This window comes from Acinetobacter sp. AKBS16, assembly GCF_002899995.1.
Lineage (GTDB): Bacteria > Pseudomonadota > Gammaproteobacteria > Pseudomonadales > Moraxellaceae > Acinetobacter > Acinetobacter baumannii.
In genome coordinates, this window is record NZ_POYH01000027.1 from 1 (window position 1) to 24,740 (window position 24,740).

Annotated in this window: 25 protein-coding genes and 2 pseudogenes; 18 read left to right on the plus strand and 9 right to left on the minus strand. The window is 38.2% G+C overall.

Features of this window, described 5'->3' with window-relative positions; translation table 11 throughout:
* Positions 1-68: 68 nt before the first annotated feature.
* From C1642_RS03990 to C1642_RS04005, 4 genes are all read left to right on the plus strand, one after another.
* Positions 69-629, plus strand: a complete 561-nt coding sequence (locus tag C1642_RS03990) for a TPM domain-containing protein (RefSeq protein ID WP_020753495.1) — start codon at positions 69-71, stop codon at positions 627-629.
* A 339-nt stretch (positions 630-968) separates the two neighbouring features.
* On the plus strand, positions 969-1,385 hold the full coding sequence (locus C1642_RS03995; protein WP_103235948.1) for a pilin: 417 nt from the start codon (positions 969-971) through the stop codon (positions 1,383-1,385).
* Between the two features lie 60 nt (positions 1,386-1,445).
* Positions 1,446-2,756, plus strand: coding sequence for an O-antigen ligase family protein (locus tag C1642_RS04000; protein WP_103235949.1), 1,311 nt, complete (start codon positions 1,446-1,448; stop codon positions 2,754-2,756).
* A gap of 108 nt (positions 2,757-2,864) precedes the next feature.
* Positions 2,865-4,493, plus strand: a complete 1,629-nt coding sequence (locus C1642_RS04005) for a PglL family O-oligosaccharyltransferase (RefSeq protein WP_103235950.1) — start codon at positions 2,865-2,867, stop codon at positions 4,491-4,493.
* A gap of 40 nt (positions 4,494-4,533) precedes the next feature.
* Here the strand turns inward: C1642_RS04005 and bfr are convergent, their stop codons facing one another.
* The 7 genes and pseudogenes from bfr to gmk form a co-directional block, all read right to left on the minus strand.
* A complete protein-coding gene (bfr, locus tag C1642_RS04010) occupies positions 4,534-4,998 on the minus strand; it encodes a heteropolymeric bacterioferritin subunit Bfr (RefSeq protein WP_000678123.1) in 465 nt (154 codons plus the stop codon).
* A gap of 244 nt (positions 4,999-5,242) precedes the next feature.
* The gene (locus C1642_RS04015) at positions 5,243-5,437 is read right to left on the minus strand and encodes a bacterioferritin-associated ferredoxin (protein ID WP_000289091.1); all 195 of its coding nucleotides are present in this window, start codon (positions 5,435-5,437) and stop codon (positions 5,243-5,245) included.
* A gap of 209 nt (positions 5,438-5,646) precedes the next feature.
* Positions 5,647-6,030 (minus strand): RidA family protein, encoded by a 384-nt coding sequence (locus tag C1642_RS04020; RefSeq protein WP_000090000.1) that lies wholly within the window; start codon positions 6,028-6,030, stop codon positions 5,647-5,649.
* Positions 6,031-6,150: 120 nt separating this feature from the next.
* The gene (locus tag C1642_RS04025) at positions 6,151-8,256 is read right to left on the minus strand and encodes a RelA/SpoT family protein (RefSeq protein WP_001117590.1); all 2,106 of its coding nucleotides are present in this window, start codon (positions 8,254-8,256) and stop codon (positions 6,151-6,153) included.
* Positions 8,257-8,295: 39 nt separating this feature from the next.
* Positions 8,296-8,426, minus strand: a pseudogene (locus C1642_RS04030) (hypothetical protein).
* Positions 8,427-8,464: 38 nt separating this feature from the next.
* A complete protein-coding gene (rpoZ, locus tag C1642_RS04035; protein ID WP_000135049.1) occupies positions 8,465-8,743 on the minus strand; it encodes a DNA-directed RNA polymerase subunit omega in 279 nt (92 codons plus the stop codon).
* Between the two features lie 72 nt (positions 8,744-8,815).
* Positions 8,816-9,445, minus strand: a complete 630-nt coding sequence (gene gmk / locus C1642_RS04040) for a guanylate kinase (RefSeq protein ID WP_000015937.1) — start codon at positions 9,443-9,445, stop codon at positions 8,816-8,818.
* A gap of 122 nt (positions 9,446-9,567) precedes the next feature.
* On the opposite strand from gmk, the pseudogene ispH reads away from it, so the two are divergent.
* The 12 genes and pseudogenes from ispH (at position 9,568) to rplS (ending at position 20,633) form a co-directional block, all read left to right on the plus strand.
* A pseudogene (gene ispH / locus C1642_RS04045) lies at positions 9,568-10,517 on the plus strand (4-hydroxy-3-methylbut-2-enyl diphosphate reductase).
* A gap of 169 nt (positions 10,518-10,686) precedes the next feature.
* The gene (locus C1642_RS04050) at positions 10,687-11,160 is read left to right on the plus strand and encodes a pilus assembly FimT family protein (protein ID WP_001214058.1); all 474 of its coding nucleotides are present in this window, start codon (positions 10,687-10,689) and stop codon (positions 11,158-11,160) included.
* Entirely contained in the window at positions 11,154-11,714 is a 561-nt protein-coding gene (gene pilV / locus C1642_RS04055; RefSeq protein WP_103235951.1) for a type IV pilus modification protein PilV, read from the plus strand. The genes C1642_RS04050 and pilV overlap by 7 nt, the downstream gene beginning before the upstream one ends.
* Complete coding sequence (locus tag C1642_RS04060) at positions 11,715-12,716, plus strand: PilW family protein (protein WP_000079191.1); 1,002 nt, start codon at positions 11,715-11,717, stop codon at positions 12,714-12,716.
* A complete protein-coding gene (locus C1642_RS04065; RefSeq protein WP_000149374.1) occupies positions 12,713-13,531 on the plus strand; it encodes a PilX N-terminal domain-containing pilus assembly protein in 819 nt (272 codons plus the stop codon). The genes C1642_RS04060 and C1642_RS04065 overlap by 4 nt, the downstream gene beginning before the upstream one ends.
* 11 nt (positions 13,532-13,542) lie before the next feature.
* Entirely contained in the window at positions 13,543-17,388 is a 3,846-nt protein-coding gene (locus C1642_RS04070; protein ID WP_213064248.1) for a PilC/PilY family type IV pilus protein, read from the plus strand.
* Positions 17,389-17,400: 12 nt separating this feature from the next.
* Positions 17,401-17,883, plus strand: a complete 483-nt coding sequence (locus C1642_RS04075) for a type IV pilin protein (protein WP_001046417.1) — start codon at positions 17,401-17,403, stop codon at positions 17,881-17,883.
* On the plus strand, positions 17,880-18,305 hold the full coding sequence (locus tag C1642_RS04080; RefSeq protein WP_000788342.1) for a type IV pilin protein: 426 nt from the start codon (positions 17,880-17,882) through the stop codon (positions 18,303-18,305). The genes C1642_RS04075 and C1642_RS04080 overlap by 4 nt, the downstream gene beginning before the upstream one ends.
* Before the next feature lie 146 nt (positions 18,306-18,451).
* The gene (rpsP, locus tag C1642_RS04085; protein ID WP_000260334.1) at positions 18,452-18,703 is read left to right on the plus strand and encodes a 30S ribosomal protein S16; all 252 of its coding nucleotides are present in this window, start codon (positions 18,452-18,454) and stop codon (positions 18,701-18,703) included.
* 19 nt (positions 18,704-18,722) lie between these two features.
* Complete coding sequence (gene rimM, locus C1642_RS04090) at positions 18,723-19,271, plus strand: ribosome maturation factor RimM (protein ID WP_000189236.1); 549 nt, start codon at positions 18,723-18,725, stop codon at positions 19,269-19,271.
* A gap of 45 nt (positions 19,272-19,316) precedes the next feature.
* Positions 19,317-20,057 carry a tRNA (guanosine(37)-N1)-methyltransferase TrmD gene (gene trmD, locus C1642_RS04095; protein ID WP_000464599.1) on the plus strand — a complete coding sequence of 247 codons (741 nt, stop codon included), beginning with the start codon at positions 19,317-19,319 and terminating at the stop codon, positions 20,055-20,057.
* A 207-nt stretch (positions 20,058-20,264) separates the two neighbouring features.
* The gene (rplS, locus tag C1642_RS04100; RefSeq protein WP_000014562.1) at positions 20,265-20,633 is read left to right on the plus strand and encodes a 50S ribosomal protein L19; all 369 of its coding nucleotides are present in this window, start codon (positions 20,265-20,267) and stop codon (positions 20,631-20,633) included.
* A gap of 51 nt (positions 20,634-20,684) precedes the next feature.
* On the opposite strand, the gene C1642_RS04105 is transcribed toward rplS, so the two are convergent.
* Together C1642_RS04105 and C1642_RS04110 are read right to left on the minus strand one after the other, a co-directional pair.
* A complete protein-coding gene (locus C1642_RS04105) occupies positions 20,685-21,626 on the minus strand; it encodes a lipase family alpha/beta hydrolase (protein ID WP_103235966.1) in 942 nt (313 codons plus the stop codon).
* A 114-nt stretch (positions 21,627-21,740) separates the two neighbouring features.
* A complete protein-coding gene (locus C1642_RS04110) occupies positions 21,741-22,775 on the minus strand; it encodes a lipase secretion chaperone (protein WP_002027627.1) in 1,035 nt (344 codons plus the stop codon).
* A 153-nt stretch (positions 22,776-22,928) separates the two neighbouring features.
* Here C1642_RS04110 and truB point away from each other — a divergent pair, with 153 nt between their 5' ends.
* Both truB and C1642_RS04120 read left to right on the plus strand, forming a co-directional pair.
* On the plus strand, positions 22,929-23,834 hold the full coding sequence (gene truB, locus C1642_RS04115; protein WP_000208689.1) for a tRNA pseudouridine(55) synthase TruB: 906 nt from the start codon (positions 22,929-22,931) through the stop codon (positions 23,832-23,834).
* A gap of 19 nt (positions 23,835-23,853) precedes the next feature.
* Complete coding sequence (locus tag C1642_RS04120; RefSeq protein WP_000525222.1) at positions 23,854-24,630, plus strand: sulfite exporter TauE/SafE family protein; 777 nt, start codon at positions 23,854-23,856, stop codon at positions 24,628-24,630.
* Positions 24,631-24,740 lie beyond the last annotated feature (110 nt).

The window sequence follows — 24,740 nt, forward strand, 5'->3', positions numbered from 1 at the left end:
TTTGGCGGTGGTGGCGGAGGCTATGGCGGCGGCGGTGGACGTTTTGGTGGTGGAGGTGCTTCAGGCTCATGGTAACAACATCAGAAACAACCCAAATTATTACTCAGCCAAAAATTGAGGAATCTGTAGAGCCCAGTTTAAAACGTTGGTTTAAGCATTTTTGTTATTTACCAGCAAGTAGCAGATATTTCTCCAAACAAGACAAACAAGTTATTGCTGAGGCTGTACAGCAAGCAGAGCATGGACATGTTGGCGAAATACAGGTTGTCATAGAAGGCCATATCCCATGTTCACAAGCGTATAGACAAAATACACGTTTACGAGCCCAGCAATTATTTGCAGAACTGGGTGTTTGGGATACAGAGCTCAATAGTGGTGTATTGCTCTATTTAAATTTGTGTGAACGCACAGTGGAAATTATCTTTGATCGTGGGATTAGGAATGCAACTACTGAACAAATATGGCAGCACATATGTAAGTCGATTGTAGAGCAGCTTCAACAAAAGCAATACCAGAAAGCTGTAGTTACAGGAGTTCAGCAAATTGGAGAAGTGATGTCACGCTTTTACGATGAAAACATGCCAGATCAATTAAATGAATTAGGTAACGCACCTATCATTATTAATTAAATGATTAACTCAAAAACTTAACTGTTTTTAGAATTTTTGCTCAAAAGGTGACTGACAAAAAATGTCACCTATTTGATTATTTTTATAGAGATTTTTATCACATTCGATATTAAAAAAATGAAATAGGCAATAAATTAATTTTTATTGGTGATTCAGTCTAAATAAATTTCTAGTGACAATTTTTGTCAGTTAATTACAGCTTAAGCTACTAAAATAAGACTCAATAAATTATAAGTTTATGTTTTTTAACAATAATAAAAGTTGGCATGATTGCTGCAATAAATTTGATAGCTGAAAAGCTTATATAAAAACATACATACAATCTTTGGGGAAAAGGCTATGAATGCACAAAAAGGTTTTACATTAATCGAACTTATGATTGTGGTTGCCATTATCGGTATTTTGGCGGCAATTGCGATTCCTGCGTATCAAAACTATATTGCTAAGTCACAAGCATCTGAGGCATTTACTCTAGCAGATGGATTGAAAACAACAATTCAAACTAATTTACAAAATGGAAAATGTGAATCAGATATTACTACAGAAAATACTGTAGCTGGAAAGTATGGTACAGCCGTTGTAAGTGGTGCAACCTCACCATGTGCAATTACTTATACCTTTGCAAAAGATGGTGTATCCAGTAAATTAAGCGAAAAGAAAATCGTGATCAATGTTCAAGAAAATGGCGTATTAACTAAAGGGGCTGATACCGATGTGGATGAGGAGTTATTACCGAAATCTTTCACAGCTTCTTAATTTCTAATATTAGATAAAAAGAGAGGTTCTAACCTCTCTTTTTTATTAAAGAAAATAAATATGTTAAAAAAAACTATTCTATTTATTCTAATAGTAATTTATCTTGTCGCAGCCTTATTGGGATATCAAATTGGCTGGTCTTTCGTTCAATATGATGAACTTCGTTTATTGCAGTTTCCTTTAGCGTTATGTGCTTTATTAATATTAATCTTCGCAAAAAAATTAGAATATTCAATCAATACTCAAATTATTTTTTTTATTATTGGAGTACTCATATTAACTCAGCAAATAAATTGGGAAATTTTTGAGTTTCAAGAGCTTTGGTCTGCGATAGCATTACTTTTTATATTTTCTGCCTTAACATATGAGTTAAGGAATATAAAAAATATAGAGCATGGTATTGCACTAATTGTAGTTACAGCGATTATTCCATGTTTATTTATTTTGATTTCTATTTTTAATTTTATTATCCATCAACAATGGTTTGATTGGCAGTTTAACTCTGGCACGATTCGGATTTATGATAGTGTTATTGTTCCTTTATTTTTCTTCCTGATTTATCTGAAAAATAAGAAATATCCTTATATCTCTTATTTTTACCCTATAGCAATTTTCTTTTTTGCTTTAGCATGGTTTTTTGATGGGGCTAGGTCTGCTTTACTTGCGGTAATGACAGGATTGCTAGTTCTCTTTATATATTCTAAAGAGAATCGAAAGCTTATTTTACAAAGCTGTATTTATATTTTTTTAGCTTTTTTTGTTTATAAAATCACTATTTTTTTAGCTGAAAAAAATACAATGACTGTAATACGAGCGGGAACATCGCTACGCGCAGAAATGTGGAAGTTTGTATTTGAACAATGGAAACAGCACCCATTTACTGGGGTTGGTGGTGGATATTTGTCTAAAATACAGTATGCGTATGGACATCATATACATAATCTATATTTAAGACTTATTTTTGAATGGGGCATTATAGGTCTCATATTCAGTATATGGATGTTGACCCAGTTAATCGGTTTATTTAAAGATAAAACTGTTTCATTAATTTTGAAAGTTGGTGTGATCGCCGTTTTAGTTGATGCAATGTTCTCAGGTAGTATGGTGTACCCAGCGTCACAAATTGCCTGTGTATTATTTATAGCTTTTACTTTTTCTCATAGAGAGTTAACTTCCTGTTCCCAATATTCTTTTAGGTCGACAAAAATACTGATTGCTTTATGGGGAGCTTTATTTTTATACATCACAATAATGTATTTAGGGCAAGATTTAACTTGCTGGAATTGCGGAAGCTATGGGGGACGAATGGCTCCAAACTTTTGGTTGTATGGTGGTGCAGAGCACTTAGTACCAACTTCAAAAGTTCCTTAACTTTTGAAGTAAACTTTATCAAGTCCTTTTCATATAGACTTCATACATTTTTTCTTTAGGGTTCCATGTATAATTTCACCCATTTCTAATAGTCTCAAACCTATCACTATGCAAGTATTCTTTCTGTTCCTCGCAGCAATTTTGTTGGGTTTTGCGTGGTTATCACCATTTCACTATAACCCTTGGGTAATGTTTTCTAGTGAAATGAGTACTTTTGCGGCAGGTTTAAGTGTCTTAGCTGCACTTTTTTATCAAAATATTAAAATTCCGCGTGCACAATTATTCCTATTGCCATTTATTCTAATTCCAGTGGTGCAGTGGGCTTTTGGTCTAGTTTTTGATTTAAGTACGGCTTTATTAAGTACATTTTACTTATTAGGTTTTTGGTTTATGGTCTTGGCTGGCTACAACCTATCTTTAGATCAAAAAAAGAGAGATCAAATTTTTACAGGCTTTAGTCTATTACTGATTATTGTATCAATTGCGACCAGTTTTATTGCGATATGCCAATGGTTAAATATTGAGTCTCATTTTGTGCATATGTTGCATTTAATTGGTAACCGTCCTTACGGTAACTTTGGTCAACCTAACAATATGGCAACCTTTCTGGTTATGGGGCTATTAGGATGTCTATTTTTATATGAAAAGAATAAAGCAACAGTTTGGTTACTTTTCCCTTCAGCACTCATTATTTTGTTTACAATCGCTTTAAGCCAATCAAGAACGTCTTGGGTCGTTTTTCTATTTTTACTTATCTATTGGATAGTTAAACTATTTGGAAAACAAAAAAGATTTGGTTTTATTCAAGGGTTCTTGTGGTGCGCTGGTTTTTTTGTAATAGCTGGCGTGATTCTGCCATTTGTTACTAGTTTAATTGAAGCATGGTCAAGCACTGATGTAACCCAAGCAAGTAGTTTAGTTGAAAGAGCAAGCTCTGGATATTTACGTTTTAATATCTGGACCCAAATGCTACTTGCTGTACAGCAGCATCCTTGGTTAGGGTATGGTTGGAACCAAACCAGTGTGGCGCAAATGTCAGCCTATGCTCTTTTTCCAACAACTGAGTGGACGACCAGTGCCCATAATATTTTATTAGATCTCATCATCTGGAACGGTATTCCAATAGGTATAGCCATTATTGCTTACTTTACGTGTTGGTTCCTTTGGCTAAACCAGCAGGCTAAAGAAACTATCTCAATTATTGCAATTATGATGGTGTGTACCGTACTCATTCATGCCATGTTAGAGTTTCCTCAACGCTACGCTTACTTCTTACTTACTTGTGGTTTCTTATTAGGCATAATTCAGGCACAGACACCTGTACTCAAAGGTATTGTACTCAACAAGCAGGTTCTTCGTTTAATTTGGGGAATAAGTTTAATACTTCTGCTAGCAATTTGGCGTGACTATAATGTCTATGTCACAAATAGTAATTTGTTGTTTAAGAATAAACAGCCAAATGCTGAGGTTTTGGGAAGTAATCAGATTTTTGTTTTAACGCAGTTTGAGCAGCGTCTAAAATGGATTGAGATGAAGCCTGAAACTACTTTATCTGATGCTGATTTAGCAGTGTGGGGTAATTTTGTGAAGAATAAAGCGACGCCTTATAACTTGCGTAAATATGCCCAGCTACTTGCCTATAATGGAAAAGTAGAACAGGCCGAGCAACAAATATTTATTTTGCAGCATCTTTACCGACAGCAAATAACTTTGGCAGAGTTGTTAAAAGATAAATAAAAAAAATCCCCTTGAGTACAAGGGGATTTTTTATGAGGAATTACATTTGGCTTTGGATATAATTTTCGATACCAACACTGCCAATAAGATCAATTTGAGTATCTAACCAATCCCAATATTCTTCCTCTTTTTCTAAGATTTCTTGTACCAAATCACGCGTTACATAGTCTTGTTCTGTTTCGGCTAAAGCGACCGCTTTCTGAATTGCTTCAATATTTTCTTTTACTTTACGGATGTCACATTGCAGAACTTCTTCTGTATGTTGACCGATATACAATTTACCTAAGTGTTGAAGATTAGGGAGACCTTCTAAAAATAAGATACGCTCAATAATTTTGTCAGCATGCTTCATTTGGCGAATTGATTCTTTATATTCGGCAGAACCGAGTTGTTCAATTCCCCAATCATTAAACATACGAGAGTGTAAAAAGTATTGATTAATTGCAGTTAAATGATGATACAGCACTTGATTGAGCTGATTAATCACATCACGATTGCCTTTCATTGTAGCTACTCCAAAACAATTTCTGCCTTAATTCAATTAAGGCAATCTATAAATTCATTTTAGTGAACAATCATGGATATGGCGAGTAATTTATGGAACAGCAAATGAAAATCGCAATCAAAAACAACACAATATTGGTAAATGTGGATTTCCTTCCAAAAAAAACCGCTTCAATGAGGAACATTTAACGTTCCGCAAAAAGCGGTGGAGGAGTCAATAAATTTTTGTTAAATATTAATTTTTATTATGCAGCTACAGAAATGCGAGCAGCAATTTCTGCTAATTCTTCACTAATAATAGCACGTGCTTCTGGTGCACAGCGTCCACAGCAAGTACCAAGATCAAGCAAATCGCGAATTTCACGATAGCTTTCAGCGCCATTTTCAATAGCGTCTTTAATATCCTGATCGGTAATGCCGCGACACAAGCAAACGTACATGGGAGTGATCCCCAAATATAAATGCGATAATTGATATTATTGATAATTATTATCGTTTGTCAATGAAATTCATTTAAAATCTCATTTATCGTTATTGGGATTTTGGATAAAAAAATACCACCTAAGCGGAAATCTGAGAGTTACTCAGCTTTTTAAGCTGGGGTGGTATCTAATTTTAGAGCTAAATAATTTCTAGTTAATATTTTATCTTACTGATTAATAATAACAATTCCATCCATTTCAACTAAAGCCCCTTTAGGCAGGCTTGCTACACCAAGTGCAGCACGAGCTGGGTATGGTTGAGCAAAATATTCGCCCATAATTTGGTTAACGAGTTGGAAATTAGATAAATCAGTAAGAAAAATATTGAGCTTTGCAATATCTGCAAGTGTGCCGCCTGCAGCTTCACATACTGCTTTAAGGTTATCAAAAACACGGCGGATTTGAGCTTCAATACCGTCTACAAGTTCCATACTGTAAGGATCTAAACCAATTTGCCCTGATAAATATAGTGTGTTACCTACTAAAATGGCTTGAGAATATGTGCCGATGGCAGCAGGGGCATTTTCAGTATGAATGACTTGACGGGACATTTGGTTCTCCTTGATTAAATCTTTTTTCATCATAATCGATGATACGTTTTGACAAAAGTATCATCGATTTAATTGATTAGGTACTTCTAGAAGTTAGATTTTAGTAAAGCAGAACAAATTTTAGCTGACTTTGGAAATTTCCATTTGTGGAGCAGGGGCGTCTAGACGCTCAATACGTGGGAAGCCATAGTGCATTCGTAAATCACGAATGACTTTTGCAATATGTTTACGGTTGTTTACTACGATATTGACGAAAGTACGCTGTTCGTTGGAATGTACCATTTCTACCCCAGCATTATTTTTACGACATTGATAGATGAGGTCTGATACCTGTTCATCATTCATTGCCATATAAATCGCAAGGTAAGCAGTAAAACGTACATCATCTACGTCATCTGCTTTCCATTGAAGCGGCATAATGTTTTCTGGGTGTAAATGTTGTTCATGAAGCAAATTATGACAACGAATACGGTGCACAATTAAACCACGTCGTGTTAAATGGCCTTGAATTGGATCGCCTAAAATAGGATTACAACAGTGGGCATATTTAACATCAATGCCTTCAGTTCCTTGAATTAGTCGATCTGAATTTTCTGCTCGAGGATGCTTGTCATTTGCAAACAAATGGTTAGCTACAAGTTGAGGAAGTAAATCTCCAACAGCAATTTGCTCAAATAATGCATCTTTATTATCAATATGACGCCATTGTAAAAGATCCAACCAATCTGCATCTGAAAGGTCGTTAATAGAACGATTAAAGAGTTTCAAAGCTCGTGAAAGTGCTTGGGCACCAACTAAACGTTGTTCTTCAATATCTTGGTCTTTGAGTACGTGCTGTAAAGCACGGCGAGCTTTTTGAGTGTTAATGAAGCTCAGCCAATCTGGATTTGGCGTTGCTAAAACGTCAGTAATAATCTCAATAACCTGCCCACTAACTAATGGTGTAGAAAGTGGCTTAATTTCACCATCAACTTTCGCACCTACCGCATGGTTGCCTAAGAAAAGACTAGCTGAATAGGCAAAATCAACTACTGTGGCACCTTGTGGTAACTCATGTAACTGGCCGTGTGGTGTGTAAACCCAAATTTTTTCTTGATGCAAATAATCAAGTAAGTCATTAAAAGTCGTTTTAGCACATTCACCATCAATGAGTGTATTTAGGTTCTGCATGGAAGCTTGAATGGCAGAGCGGCAAGTTTGTGGGGCATTTTCGCCGAGTACTACACCGAAACGTGCAGCTTTACGCATCAACTCAGTTTGAATAGTGAGCGATAAGGTAGTTTTTTCACCCTTAAGCTTGATCATTAATGACTGATTGCCACCTGGTAACGGGCGGCGGATATGATCTTGATATTGGATGACCTGAAAATTTTCTTTTAAGGCTGCTACTAAACGATCGCAGTCTGCAATGGATTGCAAAACGATTTCAAAGGCATGGCTATGAGTAAGTTCTTGTAAATCCATTTCATTTTTTACGAAATGGCGTAAGAGCTCAATATTATTATTTTTCTTTTTAATTCGACCTTGAATATGATAATTGTGGAGAAGCTCCGCAAGATTTTGTTCCCAGATACTTTGGTATTTACATCGCTCTGGCTTGGTTTGAAGCAACGCATTTTGAACGTTATCAAACATATCTAAATCGAGATTTTGATAACATAAATTTTCAAGGTTATCGGCCATTTCATTCATGCCGACTAATCTTGCCATAGGTACGAAAATATCAAATGTTTCTTGAGCAATACGAGCACGCTTATCAGGACGTAAGGCGCCCAATGTGGTCATATTGTGGTAGCGATCAGCTAGTTTAATAATAATGACGCGTGGATCTTGCAAAGTAGCTTGTAGAATTTTTCTAAAAGAAGCAGCTTTATTATATTCTTTATCGCTCGACTGGCTTAGTTTGGTTACGCCATCAACAAGCTCTGCAACTGTTTGTCCAAATCGCTCAATAATATCGTCTTTTGTATATTGAGTATCTTCAATGACGTCATGTAAAAGTGCAGCCATTAATGTTTCAGGATCCAGGCGCATATTCGCTAAAATACAGCTAACCGCGATAGGATGCAGAATATAAGGTTCACCACTTTTACGGGTAATACCAGTGTGTGCCAGATCTCCAAAATCGCAGGCAGCAAGCACTTTTTCGACTTCACTTACCGATAAGTAAGGGTCGATAATTAATTTGAGCTGTTGCTTGGCTTGGCTGACCTCTTCGCCTGGCATAGACCACCCTTTTTCTGTTGCTTAAAAAACTAAATCTATCTACTTCTTAATGAAAAGCATATTGCGGAACTTGTCAATTTTTTCGTTTGAAAAAGTGTATTTTTTTTTCAATGAAAATAATTGCTTTTACCAATATGTTTTAAATATGCATAAGCCAAATAAAAAACCATCGCAAAAAAACGATGGTTTTTTATAGAAACAGGAATAATTAGAAAGAAAAACCTTCTAAATTTAAGCTGTTTGTAGAAAGGGCAAGATCAAGACTAGAAGTTTGGTAATCTTGCTCACGTTGTTTAAGAATTTCTTTCGTTACGTGACCTACAGCGATTTCACGTAAAGCAACAACTGTTGGTTTGTCGTTATCCCATTCTACAGTTGGCTCCATGCCTTGACGTGCCAATTGACGAGCACGTTTACTTGCAACGAGCACAAGCTCAAAACGGTTGTCTACATGATCTAAACAATCTTCAACGGTGACGCGTGCCATAAAAGTTCTCGTTTTGGAATGGTAAATTTGAACAGACTAAATAGTATAAAAGGCTTTCGTTCCAGACTCAAGTTATTCCTGTTTTGGTTGTGGAGTAATCAAGTCTTGAATTAGATTTTGATGTCTTTTTGCCTGTTGAGATAAGACTAAACGATTTGCTGTAATGACGGCTTCAAGCTCATGTAGGGCTTTATTAAAGTCATCATTAATGATGATATAGTCGAAATTTACATAATGCTGCATGTCTTCAACAGCACAGCTTAAGCGGTGTTCAATAACTTCAACAGAGTCTGTACCACGGTTAGATAAACGCTGACGTAAATCGAATTGAGTAGGTGGTAAAATAAAGATCTGTTTAGACTCAGGAAACAGCTTGCGTACTTGCTCTGCACCTTGCCAGTCAATTTCAAGCAAGACATCATGTCCTTGAGCTAACTGTTGTTTTACGGTTGCTTGCGAAGTGCCATAGTAATTACCAAATACTTCAGCATATTCGATAAATCCACCTTGGTTCACTTGGTCTAAAAATTCATCTTTTGTTGTGAAGTGATAGTGAACACCATCTAACTCACCTGGTCGTTGACCTCGGGTAGTATGCGAAACTGAAACATGTAAATTGCTCACACGGTCAAGTAGGGCTTTCACCAAAGATGTTTTGCCCGTTCCTGATGCAGCAGAAACGACAAACAATAGACCCGACATGATATTTTTCCTGATATGATAAAATATCTTCGCTATTGTAGTGTACCGTGCGTTTAAACTGAATAGTTTTAACTGCAAATATTTACGAGAAGTTCCCCTGTTTTATTAATTTTGAGGCTGTTATGGAAATTGTGTTAGCTAATCCGCGTGGTTTTTGTGCCGGTGTTGATCGAGCCATAGCAATCGTCAATCGGGCTTTGGAATGTTTTAATCCTCCTATTTATGTACGTCATGAAGTTGTACACAATAAATTTGTGGTAGATGACTTACGCCAAGAGGGGCAGTTTTCGTTGATGAGCTGGATCAAGTGCCAGATGATTCTATTGTAATTTTCAGTGCGCACGGTGTTTCAAAAGCAGTTCAGCAAGAAGCAGAGCGTCGAGGCTTAAAAGTTTTTGATGCAACTTGTCCATTGGTGACTAAAGTACATATTGAAGTAACTAAATATGCTCGCGAAGGGACAGAAGCTATTTTAATTGGTCATGAAGGGCACCCAGAAGTTGAAGGTACGATGGGACAATATGACAAATTAAAAGGTGGCGATATTTATCTGGTTGAAGATGAGGCTGATGTGGCAGCACTCGAGGTTAGACATCCGGAAAAATTAGCATTTGTTACGCAAACGACCTTATCTATTGATGATACAGCAAAAGTGATTGATGCTTTGCGTGCAAAATTCCCGAATATTCAAGGTCCGCGTAAAGATGACATCTGTTATGCAACTCAAAATAGACAAGATGCAGTACGTGACTTAGCTGAAAAATGTGATGTTGTGCTGGTTGTTGGTTCGCCTAACTCTTCAAATTCGAATCGTTTACGTGAGCTTGCTGAGCGTATGGGGAAAGCTGCTTATCTAGTAGATAATGCAGATCAACTTGAACAATCATGGTTCAATGATACTTGTAAAATTGGTGTTACAGCGGGAGCTTCAGCTCCAGAAATTTTAATTAAGCAAGTGATTCAACGTTTACAAGATTGGGGAGCTCAGGCGCCTAAAGAATTAGAAGGACGTGAGGAAAATATTACTTTTAGTCTTCCTAAAGAATTACGTATTCATGTGACCCAAGCATAAAATGTGACTTATTTAACATACTGATTTTAAATAGTTAAACAGATAATTGTTAACATGACAGTTATCTGTTTTTTTATACCCTTTGTCTGTTTTGTATTTGTTTTGTAATTTGTAAAAGTAAAATTTAAATAAGAAATAAAAAATTTTAGTTTTATTTGGGGTTCTGGGGATGAGGGGAATTATTCCGCAAGAAGGGTTCACCTTGGTCGAGCTAATGGTGACGATTGCGGTCATGGCTATTATTGCACTGATGGCTGCACCATCAATGTCAAATTTATTAGAAAGTAAACGTTTAGATGCTAATCAAAGAGACTTAATCAACACTTTATCAGAAGCGAAAAGCCAGGCAATTTTAGGCCGTCAGAATGTTTCTGTTAACTTGAACTCAACAGCTTCAAATACACCCTCTTCATTAAATTGGAAGACAGCTTCTAATAATACTCTTGAGCTAAAAAATATAGCCGCTGATGGTACGCAAAGTTCTTTAACGACTACCACTTTAGCTTTTAATGCAAATGGAGTAGTGGCAAATATAACTCAAGATACGCTTTTATCTATTTGTAATTCTAGAATAAATAAAAAGAAAGTCATTATTTTGACCAAGCTTGGCACTTTAGTTTTTAAGGCCGAGGAGACTTGTTAATGCATCACTATAAGCAAAAAGCCCAAGCTGGGGTGGGCTTACTCGAAGTTTTGGTTGCCTTAATTTTACTTGCTATTGGAGTTTTAGGTTATGTTGCCTTGCAGCTAAGAGCTATGGATGCATCTTCAGAAGCATTAAGTAAATCTCAAGCCATTCTAGTGATGAGGGGATTAGCAGAAAATATCCGTACAAATAGTACTCAAGCTAGCCAGTATCTTACATTTGTGCGTAGTTATAGCAACTATACATCTGATACTCCTGCACCCACGTCATGTTTTAACTCTCTATGTACTGCCTCCCAACTTGCTCAATTTGATGCCTATCAAGCAGCTAGAAATGCTAATCAACTGGGTATGAGAATTACGATGTCAAATTGCCCTGGCGTTACAAATACAATGGTGCAACAACGCCAGTGCCTATTTGTCTTTTGGGGTAAAACTGCGCCAGTGATTACTACAAATGGAACAAATACTAGTGTGGATGTTTCAAGTTGTATGAGTAATAACGGTGTTTACGTGAATAATTCAACTTGCTTAATGATGGAGGCATATTAAATGGCTCAATCATTTATTTCTAATAAAGAACAAGGTTTTACCTTGATTGAACTTATAGTCGCCTTAGCTTTAGGCCTAATATTAGTAGCTGCTGCAACACAGCTATTTATTGGAGGGCTTTTATCGAGCCGATTGCAAAAGGCCAATGCTGAAATCCAGGACAGCGGTATTTTTGGTTTGGAATATATGGCACGTGATATACGGCTTCTAAATTATGGAAATATTGTAAATCCACAATTAACAGATACAACGCCTTGGGGAGGTATTGTATTAACAGGTTCAACAGCAACAAATGCCAACAATATTAATTTTATTCCAAAAGTTGATACAAATACTTATATTCCGGAAGCGTTATTAAGCCGTGGTGCAGGTGATACGGTAAGTACAGTGAATAACCACTGGAAAGGTCTTTCAAATATACAGAATAGTTCAAATGCTGAAGTACAAAGCGATCAGCTGACTATTCAATTCATTGCCCCGACCAATATGACTAATTGTGAAGGTGTGAATGTGTTAGCGGGGGACCTAATAGTTCAACGGTATTTTTTACGTGTTGATAATAATGGTAGCTCTCAACAGGATTATGCACTTGCATGTGATGCGAATACCCCTGCGGTTAGTGCTACAGCGCAACCTGATATCGTTAATGGATTAGGAGATGCAGGGCAAATTATACTGCCTCGTATTGACCATTTTCATGTCTTATTAGGTGCGAAAAACGCAGCTGGTAATTTTGCTTATTACACAATTCCTCAGTATCGGGTGGCTGCACAAGCTGCTCGAGATGCGAGTCCAGCTGTGGCTGCTCCAAGAATTCTGTCAATACAAATATCGGTATTAGCCCGTTCTACAAATAATGCTCAAAATAAGGCAATAGACCCTAATCAGTCTTTTCTTATGCTAGATCAGAATGTGCATGCTGCCGATAACAGAACTCGCTTTTTGCGACGCGTATATAGCGTGACAATTGCTTTACGCAATGCAATGGGGGAAACAATATGACCCATTTAAATTATAAAAATATTAAAGGTCGATCTAAGGAAACGGGTGCCACACTTATTGTTGTACTTATTATTTTATTGATTGTTATTTCTGTCGGGGTTTTGGCAATAAGAGTAGCGATTGTTTCTCTAAAAGTTGCAACTAATAGCCAAGTTGGCCAATTAAACTTTCAATCTTCAGATACTCCGTTAGAGCTTATTGTACAGATGAACCCAACCACATTGACAAATATTACCAATGTGATTGGAGCAGCACTGAAAGCACATGAAAGTAACCCTGGTGCGGAATATAACTTTTGCTATAAACCAACTTCTACATCTGTAAGTTTTGCTCAAACTCGGGGGGCAAGTTTGCTTCGAGCTGGCAGCGCCAATAATGCTGTGGTTGAAGATGGTGGAGTAGCAGGTTTCTGCGATTTAACAAGTGACTATGGGAGTAATCGTCAAGCGGTAGTTACTCAAGTTGCTGTCAGTATCCCAACCGATGCCATGGCTGATATTCCGGGTTCAAATCTACCTCGGGACATAAATCTTTCCGAAGGAACCCAACTTCCTAAAAGCATGCTATCTACGCAACGTATTCGGGTTATTACAACAGCGTTTTTACCTGCTTATGCCTCAACTTCTTTAGAAACTTTGCAATCTGATTGCTTAAGTACGAGTTCCGCAAAAATTAGTGACAACTTTGATAGTGCATTAACGGATAAGCAAACTCTAGCCGATTGTTTGGCAAACCATAACGTACCTTTTAGTACTCAAGTTCAAGAATTTAACTATACCAATAAGCTGACTGAAATCACGGCACCAGGTTCATAATGGGGAATATCATGAAACTAAAATTGAAGAATTTTAAGCCAAATAATTTATGGTATGCCGTCTGTTCAAGCTCAATGATATTCACATGGCTGATGACAAGCTCTGTGGTGCAAGCAAGTGATTTACAAATTTATGCCTCACCTACAGCAGGTAAAAAAACAATTGTGATGATGTTGGATACATCAGGAAGTATGACCAGCAATAGTTATGGTGAAAACCGTTTGGCTATGCTTAAAGATGGTATGAATGCTTTTTTAGCTAGCAATAACCCTGTCTTAAATGATACGCGAGTAGGTTTAGGAAATTTCTCGGCAAATGGTGATAGCCGAAGTGGACAAATTTTAGTGGCTGCTGCCCCTTTAGGAGATGCGAGTACTTTAAATACGGTAGGCTCACAACGTTATAAATTAAAACAAGCTGTTGCTAATTTAAAATCAGGGGGCACGACACCTTCAGCCCATGCTTATGCTGAAGCAGCTGCTTACTTAATGGGAACAACCACATATTCAGAAACGAATTATGCTATTCGTAAAGAGAGTTATATTAAACGTGTAAGAAGATTTGATAATAAAACTGAATACTCTTCTTGCACTAATTCTTCACAAATTGATATTAATACCTTAAGTCAATCATGTCGTTCTAATGGCTGGAGTAGCTGGACCACGTTCAATCCAGGAGTAAATACATTAACAGATTATGAGACTTCATCTGACTGGACTTATTACTATACTTATTACTACACCACTTTTAATTATGCTGTAGCAAATGCAGATAGCGGTATTCCAAAATCTAAATCAAACGATACAGCTAGCAATCCGAATATTGTTGTAGACCGAAATGCTACTAACTCCAATGCAGTGTATCAGTCACCTTTACCTGCAGTAGCGAATCGTCAGAGTTGTGATGGACAAGGTATTTACTTCTTATCGGATGGCGAACCGAACAATACAACAAATACACGTTCGGCAAGTGTTATGTCGACTGCTTTAGGTAGTACTTTTGGAGCTGATTTTAATTGTTCTGGAGGTTTATCTAACACTACGGCAGACTCTGGTTGGGCTTGTATGGGGGAGTTTGCAAAAAGATTATTTGATAAAACAAAGAATCCTGCCGGAGTCTCTATTCAAACAGCATTTGTCGGTTTTGGTAGTGACTTTTCTAGTTTGAGTTCTTCTGATGTAAAAAATGCCTGCCGTTTAAGTTCGAGAACCCAGTCTGACCGAAAAGGAGATGATGCGTGTTCACCGAATCAATCTACAAATGCGGTAGCTGCACCAGGTTATGGAAATGGTGGTTTTTTCCCTACTCAGAGTTCACAAGGTGTAACAGACAGCGTTATCGCATTTATTAATAATTTAGATAAAGTTCCTTTAGAACCCTTAACCACAGGTGCTATCTCAGTTCCATATGATGCATTGAATCCCAAAAATTTACAGGAATATGGTTATTTACGAGCTTTTGAGCCAAATCCAGCTAACACGTACTTAACATGGCGTGGAAATTTAAAGAAATATCATGTTGTTTTATCTGGAGCGAATGCAGGTGCTTTTGAGGCCAATTCTGGCGGATTAGTCTACAATGCAAGTGGGGCTTTTAGGACTGGAACAAAGGATTATTGGAATAGCTCTACTTATACTGACGGAGGCAAAGTCTTTTTAGGTGGTTCATATGCGAATGTGCCTTTACCCATTGCTGGGCAACCTGAAACACGTGATGCAGAAGGAAATATCACAAAATATTATTACGCAGTACAAAGTAAAATCCGCAACTTATTTACTGATGTTTCCGCCGTTGCAGCAGATGGTAGCTTAACGAAAATTTCAACTTCTGGAACTAATTTGCTAAAAATTCCAGCTGTTCCACCAGAAGGAACTAATCCTTTTGATACGGTGGCTAATACAGCAAGTTATGTTTTAGGTAAATTTGATCCATCAACTGGACAAAATATTTTAAAAGCTTTTCCTATAAGCTTGAAATTAAAAATATTAAATTATTTAGGTTATTCAACAGATATTAATGCAACAACTCTGCCTTCATCTTTGGTTACATCGAATGAACCTTATTTATCGATGGGGGGAAGTATTCACTCTTTACCGGTTCAACTAACCTACAATGGAACACTAGATGATAATGGGAATTTAACATCTGCCCGAGAACAATCCATCCTCTATGGAACCATGGAAGGCGGGTTACATATTGTGGATGCTTCATCTGGTATTGAGCAAATGGTCTTTGTTCCTGCAGATATTTTAAATGATTCAGTTGCTTCCAAAGCTTTAGTTGTTGGTCAAAGTGATGCTTCAGCTCCCGCTCATGGTATGGACGGAGCTTGGGTATCTGATCCAGCCTATAATATTACTACAGTGGGAAGTGGTAGCTCGGCAGTATCAAAAGTAACTGCAAAGCAAATGAATATTTATGGCGGCATGCGCATGGGGGGAAGTAGCTACTACGGACTAGATGTATTAAGCCCTACTTCACCGAAACTGCTTTTTAGAATAGGGGCAGACCAGACTGACTATAGCCGTATGGGGCAAAGCTGGTCTAAACCCGTACTCGCGAACATCCGTTATAACGGTTCTATTAGACGCGTCCTGATTGTTGGCGGTGGTTATGATCAGTGTTATGAAAAACCAAATATTACGTTGACTGACGCTTGCTTTACCAATGGAAAAGCAAAAGGAAATGCTGTCTATATTATTGATGCAAAAACTGGTCAGCGTTTGTGGTGGACAAGTGATACAGGTTCTAATACTGATAACGCCAATATGAAGCATAGTATTGTTAGCCGTATTAGTACTTTAGACCGTGATGCTGATGGCTTAGTCGACCATCTATATTTTGGAGATTTAGGCGGACAAATTTTTCGCGTGGACCTTAATAATAATCAGACAAAAACCAATTCGACCTATAGCAGTTTTGGTGTCAGAGTTGTGCGTTTAGCGAATTTAGCAACAAATGATTCAACTTATGATGGCACAAATGATTATACAGGTGGGAATGCTCCTCGTTTTTATGAGCCTCCAACAGTAACGATCCACGATTATGGAATTCACACTTTTATTACAGTAGGTATTGCATCAGGAGACCGTAGTACACCTTTAGACGTTTACCCACTCACAGGTCGTGAAGGTATGACGCCTGCAAGTGCATTAAGTGGACGTCCTGTAAATAATGTATATGGAATTATTGATAAAGACTTTGTTAAAAAGAACTTAATGTCTTTAACTGATAATCAGCTTGAAACAAAAGATATTACACGGACAGGCTTAAGAAAAAATCCACAAATTCTAAGAACAGGTGAAACAAGAGTAGCTCAAATTTTCTTCCCCACTACAGGAGTAGGTAAAGGTGGTTGGTATCGCTCGCTTTCTAGTACGAGCGATGGTACAGAAAAAGCTAATAATAGTTTTCGTATTAAAGGAGGACTCAAAGCTTTTGAGGAACCAATGGCAATTACGGGTAATTTAATTATTCCAGTTTATGACCCTCAAGGAACGGGAATTGTTGCGGCAGATCCTTGTCTACCTCGTGTTGTGGGAGAAACAGACCGACAAACTTATTGTTTACCATTTGGTGCTTGTCTTAATCCGGATGGAACCATTAATTCAAATAAAGAAAACCCGAGCGGGTTTCAAACAAAAACTGGTAGTAACTGTCCAGCTGGAGTCTCTGAATGTAATACAAATGTCATTGGTGCAGGTATTCGTAATATCACATTTGTTCCAAAAAGAGATGAACCTCCTGTGACTAATAGTTGTGGGAAATTACAGCTGTCTGGAAACGAGAACGGAACAGGTGAGTGGCAATGTATAAGTCATTTACTTCCTGTGCGCTGGTATGAGCGCTATCGCTAGAAGGAACAGCTTATGAATAAGTACTCTATTCTACGGTTCAATCAAGGGGTTACCTTGATTGAGCTTATGGTCGTGATTGTTATCGTTGCTATTTTTGCTTCAATTGCTATCCCTTCATATCAAAGTTATAGCCGTAGAGCTACTGCATCTGCGGCTAAAAGTGAAATTTTGAAATTAGCTGAACAATTGGAACAGCATAAATCAAGAAATTTTACTTATAGGGGGTTTACCACAACCTCTATAACCCTACCTCGCGGGGGATATACGATTCAGATTACTGATGATACGACGACAGGAAATTTATTGACGAATGCTGCTGCAAATGGGCAAACATGGGTCATTAAAGCGACAACTACAGATTCAAGAAACTTTAATTTTATTGCTAAGAATTCAGGTTTGCGTTGTCAAAGTTTAACAGCTACGGCTGTTGATAATGACTGTGGTGGAACAGTCACTTGCAATGTATGTGAAACAAATAGTGAGAATTGGCAATGAAGAATGGTTTTACTTTAATAGAAATCATGATTGTAGTAGCGATAATTGCAATTTTAGCAGCTATAGCGACACCTTCATATTTGCAATATTTACGTAAAGGGCATCGTACAGCTGTTCAATCCGAAATGATGAATATTGCCCAAACATTAGAATCAGAAAAAGTAGTTCACAATCGTTATCCGTCGAATGCGACCATACAGTCGATTTATGGTTCTAATGTGAGTCCTATACAAGGTCAGGCTCTATATAAGTTAGCTTTTGCAACTCTGAATGATTCAACTTGGGTACTTACTGCAACACCTATTTCTACTAGCTCACAAGCAGGTGATGGAATTATTTGTTTAAATGACCAAGGGCAAAAATTTTGGGCAAAAGGTGCCACAGTTTGTGCACTATCTGCTTCATCAAGTTGGACAGAGTAATTTAAATTCAAAACTGCGGATAACTCAAAATTTAATCTTTCTTTCAGGGTGAAAATCACGTAGAATGTCGCCCTCTATGAAAGGGGTTTGAAGTGTTGCCGATGGTCGGCGCAGGGATAATCCGTAAGAATTATAAGGCTTTTATCATGGTTGTTATTCGTTTAGCACGTGGCGGCGCAAAAAAACGTCCATTCTATCAAATCGTTGTGACTGATAGCCGCAATGCACGTGATGGTCGTTTCATCGAGCGTATCGGTTTCTTTAACCCAACTGCACAAGGTCAAGCAGAAAAACTTCGTTTAGATGCAGACCGTTTTGCTCACTGGGTTTCTCAAGGTGCTCAACCTTCTGAACGTGTTGCTTCTTTGGCTGCTCAAGCTAAAAAAGCTACTGCATAATTATTGTAGTAGGTAGCCCATGACACCAACACAGAATGTTCCCGAAGATCGTATTCAGATTGGACAGTTACGTTCAGCTTATGGATTAAATGGGTGGCTCTGGGTGTATTCCAATACAGAACCCATGAGCAATATGTTTGACTACTTGCCTTGGTACATCGAGACCAAGGCCGGTTGGCAAATCGTTGATGTAAAACGTTGGAAACCACATGGCAAAGGCCTGGTTGTTGCTCTAAAAGGTGTGAGTGATCGCACAGGAGCAGAAAGCTTGGTTGGCGCTAATATCTGGATTGCTAAATCTCAACTGCCGAAAGCAGATGTAGATGAGTACTACTGGTCAGATTTGAAAGGCTTAACAGTGTTAGGTCTTGATGACGACGAACAGGAAGTGAACTTGGGGCAAATTCATGAGTTGTTTGAAACTGGAGCCAATGATGTGATGGTTGTACGCGCTACACCAGACAGCATTGATTCAGAAGAACGCATGATCCCGTGGCATAAAGATGTGGTGCAACGCGTTGATCTTGAAGCTGGTCGCATTTACGTCAATTGGGGCGTAGATTATTAATCCTTTTTATAGGATTAACGCAGCAGGAAAATAGAGGAGTCTGCGGTGTTTTTTGCAGTCATTACGCTTTTTCCTGAAATGTTTGAAGCGATTACAGCCTACGGGATTAGCGGGCGTGCAGCAAAACGTGACATAGTACAAGTCACTTGTATTAATCCACGTGATTTTGCTGAAGGGAATTACCGAAGAGTGGATGAACGTCCATTTGGTGGTGGCCCTGGTATGGTGATGATGGCGGAGCCTTTGGCAAAAGCAATTAACCATGCCAAACAACTTGCTTCGCAAGCAGGATGTGTTCATGTACCTGTGGTGTATATGTCTCCACAAGGCAAAACTTTAAATGAACAGGCAGTACAGCAGTTTGTCGATTATGATGGCTTAATTGTATTGTGTGGGCGTTATGAAGGCGTCGATGAGCGTTTGATCCAGCATTATGTTGATCAGGAATGGTCAATTGGAGATTATGTCTTATCTGGTGGTGAACTACCTGCCATGGTGTTGCTTGATAGTATTATTCGCCGTTTGCCGAATGTAATGTCAGATGAGCAATCAGCGATACAGGATTCTTTTGTAGATGGTCTTTTGGATTGTCCGCAATACACTAAGCCAGACCAGTTTGAAGGGTTAGAGGTTCCTGAAATTTTAAAGTCGGGACATCATGCCAATATTGAGAAATGGCGTTTTTTGCAGCGTTATCAACGAACTTTAGAGCGTCGACCTGAGTTGATTGAACAGGTTACGTTGACTAAGCAGCAAAAAAAATGGCTGTCAGATGAACAAGGGTAAGCACATCCCCTGTGTTTTTCTGAGCAAAAGATGAGAAGCTTTGCTTCGAATTAAAGCATAAATCTATTTTTTATAGATTTATGTGTACTTAAGGCTCTTTACGGTTGTCGTAAAGGGAAAGTTAAACGGGTTGATATGCGCTTTAGCCTCTATCCCCAGCGGAAATTCAGGCCTCTTCTGACTCCGCACATATTGGAGATTCCCACAATGAGTGGTAAACATCCTTTAGTTCAAGCTATTGAAAATTCACAGTTAAAAACTGACCTTCCTGAATTTGCTCCTGGTGACACAGTAGTTGTTCAAGTTAAAGTAAAAGAAGGTGACCGTGAACGTCTTCAGGCATTTGAAGGTGTTGTAATCGCTAAGAAAAACCGTGGTTTGAACTCTGCGTTCACAGTACGTAAAATTTCTAGCGGTGTTGGTGTTGAGCGTGTATTCCAAACTCACTCACCAGTTGTTGCTAAAATCGAAGTGAAACGTCGTGGTGACGTTCGTCGTGCTAAACTTTACTACCTCCGTGACTTGTCTGGTAAAGCTGCACGTATTCGTGAAAAATTACCAGCTCGTAAAGCGTAAGCTTATAGCGAGTAAAAAATGCGCCTTTTGGCGCATTTTTTGTTTTAAAGCTTATAATCCTTGAAGTTTTAAACGGTTAGCATGTTGACGGTAAACCGATACAGGGTCTGCTGCAAAAATAGAACGTATTCCCATGACCTGATTGACTTCATCTAAATGATTCCAGTTATAGTCGTCACGAATAGTTTTACCAAATTTGGCACTGCATCGAGACACAAGCCCATCATTATCCCCAAATGGGTCAACCACTAGACTACTTCCTGTCAATGCCATGTCAAATGGATCTAATGGGTTCGTCAGCGCTTTATTACCAGAGAATGAATACATATAAATGCCTTTCTCCTGATAAGCACCCTCACCACAAGACGTGATAGGAACACCCATTGGAAACTGGGCATTAAACTGTGCAGAGCCTTGAGTCGATAAACTGTGGGCACCTGCTAGGGAGTCATGCGGATAACTATTTGGGTCTAGACCTCCTGCCCAAGTAATTGCTGCGGAAAACCAGTTTACTAATGTTGCCAACCCAGATAGAGGAGTACCCTCAACATTCAGGATGACATCTGCCATTGGTGATCCTTTGTGAGGTGCACCAATAGTAGTAAGCGAAGCGACTTTTTCAGGTATGATCCCAGCGACATAGCGAATTGTTGGTCCCCCGTGGCTATGTCCGATCAAGTTGACTTTAGGCTTTCCGGTGATGGCAATAATTTCTTCTACTTGTTGGGCAAGTTGTTCTCCACGAACTTCAGTTGAGTTAAACGGAGAAACTCTTGTTGCCCAGACATTTCCTCCGTTACGTGCAAGATCAGGAAGAATCTGATACCAGTAGTCCAGACCAAGCGTATCTGTTCCAACTCGATTAAAACCCGCCATACCATGGTTAAAAACCAATGGATATTTGGTTTGTGCATAAGTCGAATAGACGAAAGAGCTTTTGACTTGCTCGGCATTTGTGGCATGGGTTGCTGAAACACTCAGTCCTGAGAGTATTGCAGCACAGAAAAATATTAAGTTCCTTTTCATTTTTTACTCACTATTTTTATTTTGTATGAGAAGCAGCTTCTACTGCTGGATAAGGTTTGGCTCACTTTGAAATAGAAAAGCCTAGTAGTTAAAGGGTAGTTCACCTCCTTGATCATGGACTGTTTCAAAAGTTCTAAGACGAAGCTGTTCTTGCGATGAGCTAAATTGTTGTTGGCGTAGTTGTTGGATAGCTTGTTTTTTAGCGCTGTCACTCATATTGCTATGCAGGACTTCATCACGTTGATTTAAGTAGCCAGTCACTCGCTGTTGCCACGCATTACGCTGTATATCTAAAGTTTCTAATCGTTGAGTTGCTTCGGCTCCAACAAGTGCTGTACGCATTTGCCGAAGTTCCTCTGCTGAACCATTGCGAGCTTTAATTTGTTTGGTCAGTGTGTGTAAATCATCAAGCTTTGAGAGTTCTTGTAGGTTTTCTTGCCAGTCTTCTGGTAATTGTTCAAAGCGCTCTTTGAGTTTTTTAGCTTTTTCAATTTCGCTTAAAGATGAATTTTCTAAAATCTTCATGCGATCTAATGTGTAGTTCTGATAAATGTCTTCTGTTGAAAATAACCCTTCAATTTCAGAGGCAGAGAAGAAACGTTTTCTTATATCTTGAATTGAACTGAAGATCTTTTGAAAATAATTTTGATCTTGTTGTTTAGATTGAGGCGGTTGAATTTGTGCGAGCTGCTCACGGTATTTTAAATAACGCGTCCACAAATCAATAATCTGTGAGCGGGCTGGCTCTAAATATTGATCTTGTATAAATTTCTCAAAATGAGTTTTAACTTGTTGTAAATTGCTCTCGCCATACTGCGTAATAAAATATTCAAAGCAGTCACGGGTTTGGCTATTCACAACTAAATGCTGTGAACTATCAATTTTTAATTGGCAGTTAACTTGAGTATCTTGCTGACTTTTACTCAAATAAGTATTTTCGTTTAATGGTGAATTTAAAGTAGATTGCGAAGTAGCTACCAAACTTTTAGCTTCATCCTGATTTGGCTGAGGTGAAGTATTTTCCGAGTCTGGGCTTAGCCAATACACACATGCGATGAGGCTCAAAATAAAAAATCCGAGCACACACCACCATATCTTTTTCTGCATCCTTTGCATAAAGATATCTTCCTTAAGTTTTCATTTGTTGTTTTTTTACTCGATCATTAATGTGCCATAAAATAAGTGAAAAGGCACCTAAATATTATGAAAATATCTTGCTGAATTTGCTAACATGTCGGCACTTTTCTCTAGCTTTGTGTTCCAGTAAAAATGACGACAAAAAATCAAAAAATTTCTCGTCGCCATATCAGTGGTGTATTTCTTTTAAATAAACCATTAGGGCTAAGTTCTAACGCTGCTTTGCAAAAAGTGCGTTGGCTTTACCGTGCCCAAAAGGCGGGTCATACTGGTGCATTAGATCCATTAGCAACCGGTTTACTTCCTATTTGTTTAGGAGAGGCCACTAAATTCTCACATTACTTGCTGGACTCGACAAAGCGTTATCAAACTACTGTTCGATTAGGCCAAACTACAACAACAGGCGATGTTGAAGGCGATATTTTACAAGAACGTCCTATCCCGGTTCTTAGCAAAGAGCTTATTGAGCAAACTTTAGAAAAGTTTAGGGGCGATATTCAACAAGTTCCACCGATGTACTCGGCATTAAAAAAAGAAGGTAAGCCACTATATGAGCTGGCCAGAAAGGGTATAGAGATTGAGCGCGAGGCACGCCCGGTTACGATTTATGCCTTAGAACTCATTGAATTTAATGAAAATAGTATCACTTTAGATGTAACTTGTTCTAAAGGAACATATATTCGTGTGTTAGGTGAAGATATTGGTGAGGCACTTGGTTGTGGTGGTCATTTAACGATGCTTCACCGTATTCAAACTGGACATTTTGAACTCATCCCAAGTTATACCATTGAATATTTGGAAAGCTTAACGGAAGAGCAAAGAGAAGCTTTGCTACTGCCCGTATATGCTCCAATTGACCATTTCTTAAAAATTCAGGTTCCCGAAGGACGGGAAAAATATTTTTGTAACGGTCTAGAAAGCAATATTGATCATTCTGCAGAAGCAGAAGTGTTGGTTTTTTCGGGTGAACGCTGTCTGGGTTTAGCTGAAATTACCGATAAAAAACGGTTGGTACCTAAACGTATCTTAAATTTGTAGTAGATGTAGAGTATAAAACATGGGCATGGAATGGGATGTTATCCTTAGTTTGATCTTTTTTGCGTTTACTGCGGGAGCAATTGATGCTGCTGTTGGTGGCGGCGGACTCATCCAGATTCCCGGGATCATGAGCACTTTTCCTAACATGTCGACTGCTACGGTGATTGGTACCAATAAAGTCTCATCCATTTTTGGTACGGCATCGGCAGCTTATACATTTGCTAAAAAAGTAAAGTTGCAATGGAAGCTTTTAGCCGTTATTGCCATTTGTGCCTTGATTAGTTCTTTCGCTGGTGCGGCTTGTTTGTCGCTTATCCCTCAATCGGTATTGCGTCCTTTTGTTTTCGTGATGTTGATTGTGATTGCGATTTATACCCTAGTTAAAAAGAACTTCGGACAAGTCCATACCGAGCAAAAAATTACCACGAAAATGCTCGTTTTAGCTGGTATCGGTAGTCTGGCGATTGGCTTTTATGACGGTATTTTCGGGCCGGGTACTGGTAGTTTCTTTATCTTTTTCTTCATTCGTTTTTTACAAGTCGATTTTTTACATGCTTCGGCGTTGTCAAAAATCGGTAATTTTATGACTAACTTAGCTGCGCTGAGTTTCCTCATCCCAACTGGGCACGCTATTTTACATATTGGTTTAATGATGGCAGCGGCTAACGTGCTAGGTTCTATTGTAGGGGTGCGTACCGCGCTTAAATATGGTAGTGGTTTTGTACGTATTATCTTTTTAATTTTGGTGAGTATCCTGATTTGCCGTTTGGGATATCAAATGTTTGTTACAGGTTAAATAAGATAAAAAGTATGAACTGTTCCTGAGGAGTGGTTCATACTTTTATGTATCTTTTAAAATTGAAAATATAAAAAACATTACAGAAACTTACTAGAAAGAAAACTGTG

Coding starts and splice junctions, on each gene's coding strand:
- rimM (WP_000189236.1), top strand. CDS start 18,723: ATGACACCAACACAGAATGTTCCCGAAGATCGTATTCAGATTGGACAG.
- C1642_RS04120 (WP_000525222.1), top strand. CDS start 23,854: ATGGGCATGGAATGGGATGTTATCCTTAGTTTGATCTTTTTTGCGTTT.
- C1642_RS04060 (WP_000079191.1), top strand. CDS start 11,715: ATGGCTCAATCATTTATTTCTAATAAAGAACAAGGTTTTACCTTGATT.
- truB (WP_000208689.1), top strand. CDS start 22,929: ATGACGACAAAAAATCAAAAAATTTCTCGTCGCCATATCAGTGGTGTA.
- rpoZ (WP_000135049.1), bottom strand. CDS start 8,743: ATGGCACGCGTCACCGTTGAAGATTGTTTAGATCATGTAGACAACCGT.
- C1642_RS04050 (WP_001214058.1), top strand. CDS start 10,687: ATGAGGGGAATTATTCCGCAAGAAGGGTTCACCTTGGTCGAGCTAATG.
- C1642_RS04065 (WP_000149374.1), top strand. CDS start 12,713: ATGACCCATTTAAATTATAAAAATATTAAAGGTCGATCTAAGGAAACG.
- C1642_RS04005 (WP_103235950.1), top strand. CDS start 2,865: ATGCAAGTATTCTTTCTGTTCCTCGCAGCAATTTTGTTGGGTTTTGCG.
- C1642_RS04000 (WP_103235949.1), top strand. CDS start 1,446: ATGTTAAAAAAAACTATTCTATTTATTCTAATAGTAATTTATCTTGTC.
- gmk (WP_000015937.1), bottom strand. CDS start 9,445: ATGTCGGGTCTATTGTTTGTCGTTTCTGCTGCATCAGGAACGGGCAAA.
- bfr (WP_000678123.1), bottom strand. CDS start 4,998: ATGAAAGGCAATCGTGATGTGATTAATCAGCTCAATCAAGTGCTGTAT.
- rpsP (WP_000260334.1), top strand. CDS start 18,452: ATGGTTGTTATTCGTTTAGCACGTGGCGGCGCAAAAAAACGTCCATTC.
- C1642_RS04075 (WP_001046417.1), top strand. CDS start 17,401: ATGAATAAGTACTCTATTCTACGGTTCAATCAAGGGGTTACCTTGATT.
- C1642_RS04025 (WP_001117590.1), bottom strand. CDS start 8,256: ATGCCAGGCGAAGAGGTCAGCCAAGCCAAGCAACAGCTCAAATTAATT.
- C1642_RS03990 (WP_020753495.1), top strand. CDS start 69: ATGGTAACAACATCAGAAACAACCCAAATTATTACTCAGCCAAAAATT.
- C1642_RS04020 (WP_000090000.1), bottom strand. CDS start 6,030: ATGTCCCGTCAAGTCATTCATACTGAAAATGCCCCTGCTGCCATCGGC.
- C1642_RS03995 (WP_103235948.1), top strand. CDS start 969: ATGAATGCACAAAAAGGTTTTACATTAATCGAACTTATGATTGTGGTT.
- rplS (WP_000014562.1), top strand. CDS start 20,265: ATGAGTGGTAAACATCCTTTAGTTCAAGCTATTGAAAATTCACAGTTA.
- C1642_RS04110 (WP_002027627.1), bottom strand. CDS start 22,775: ATGCAAAGGATGCAGAAAAAGATATGGTGGTGTGTGCTCGGATTTTTT.
- C1642_RS04080 (WP_000788342.1), top strand. CDS start 17,880: ATGAAGAATGGTTTTACTTTAATAGAAATCATGATTGTAGTAGCGATA.
- C1642_RS04015 (WP_000289091.1), bottom strand. CDS start 5,437: ATGTACGTTTGCTTGTGTCGCGGCATTACCGATCAGGATATTAAAGAC.
- C1642_RS04070 (WP_213064248.1), top strand. CDS start 13,543: ATGAAACTAAAATTGAAGAATTTTAAGCCAAATAATTTATGGTATGCC.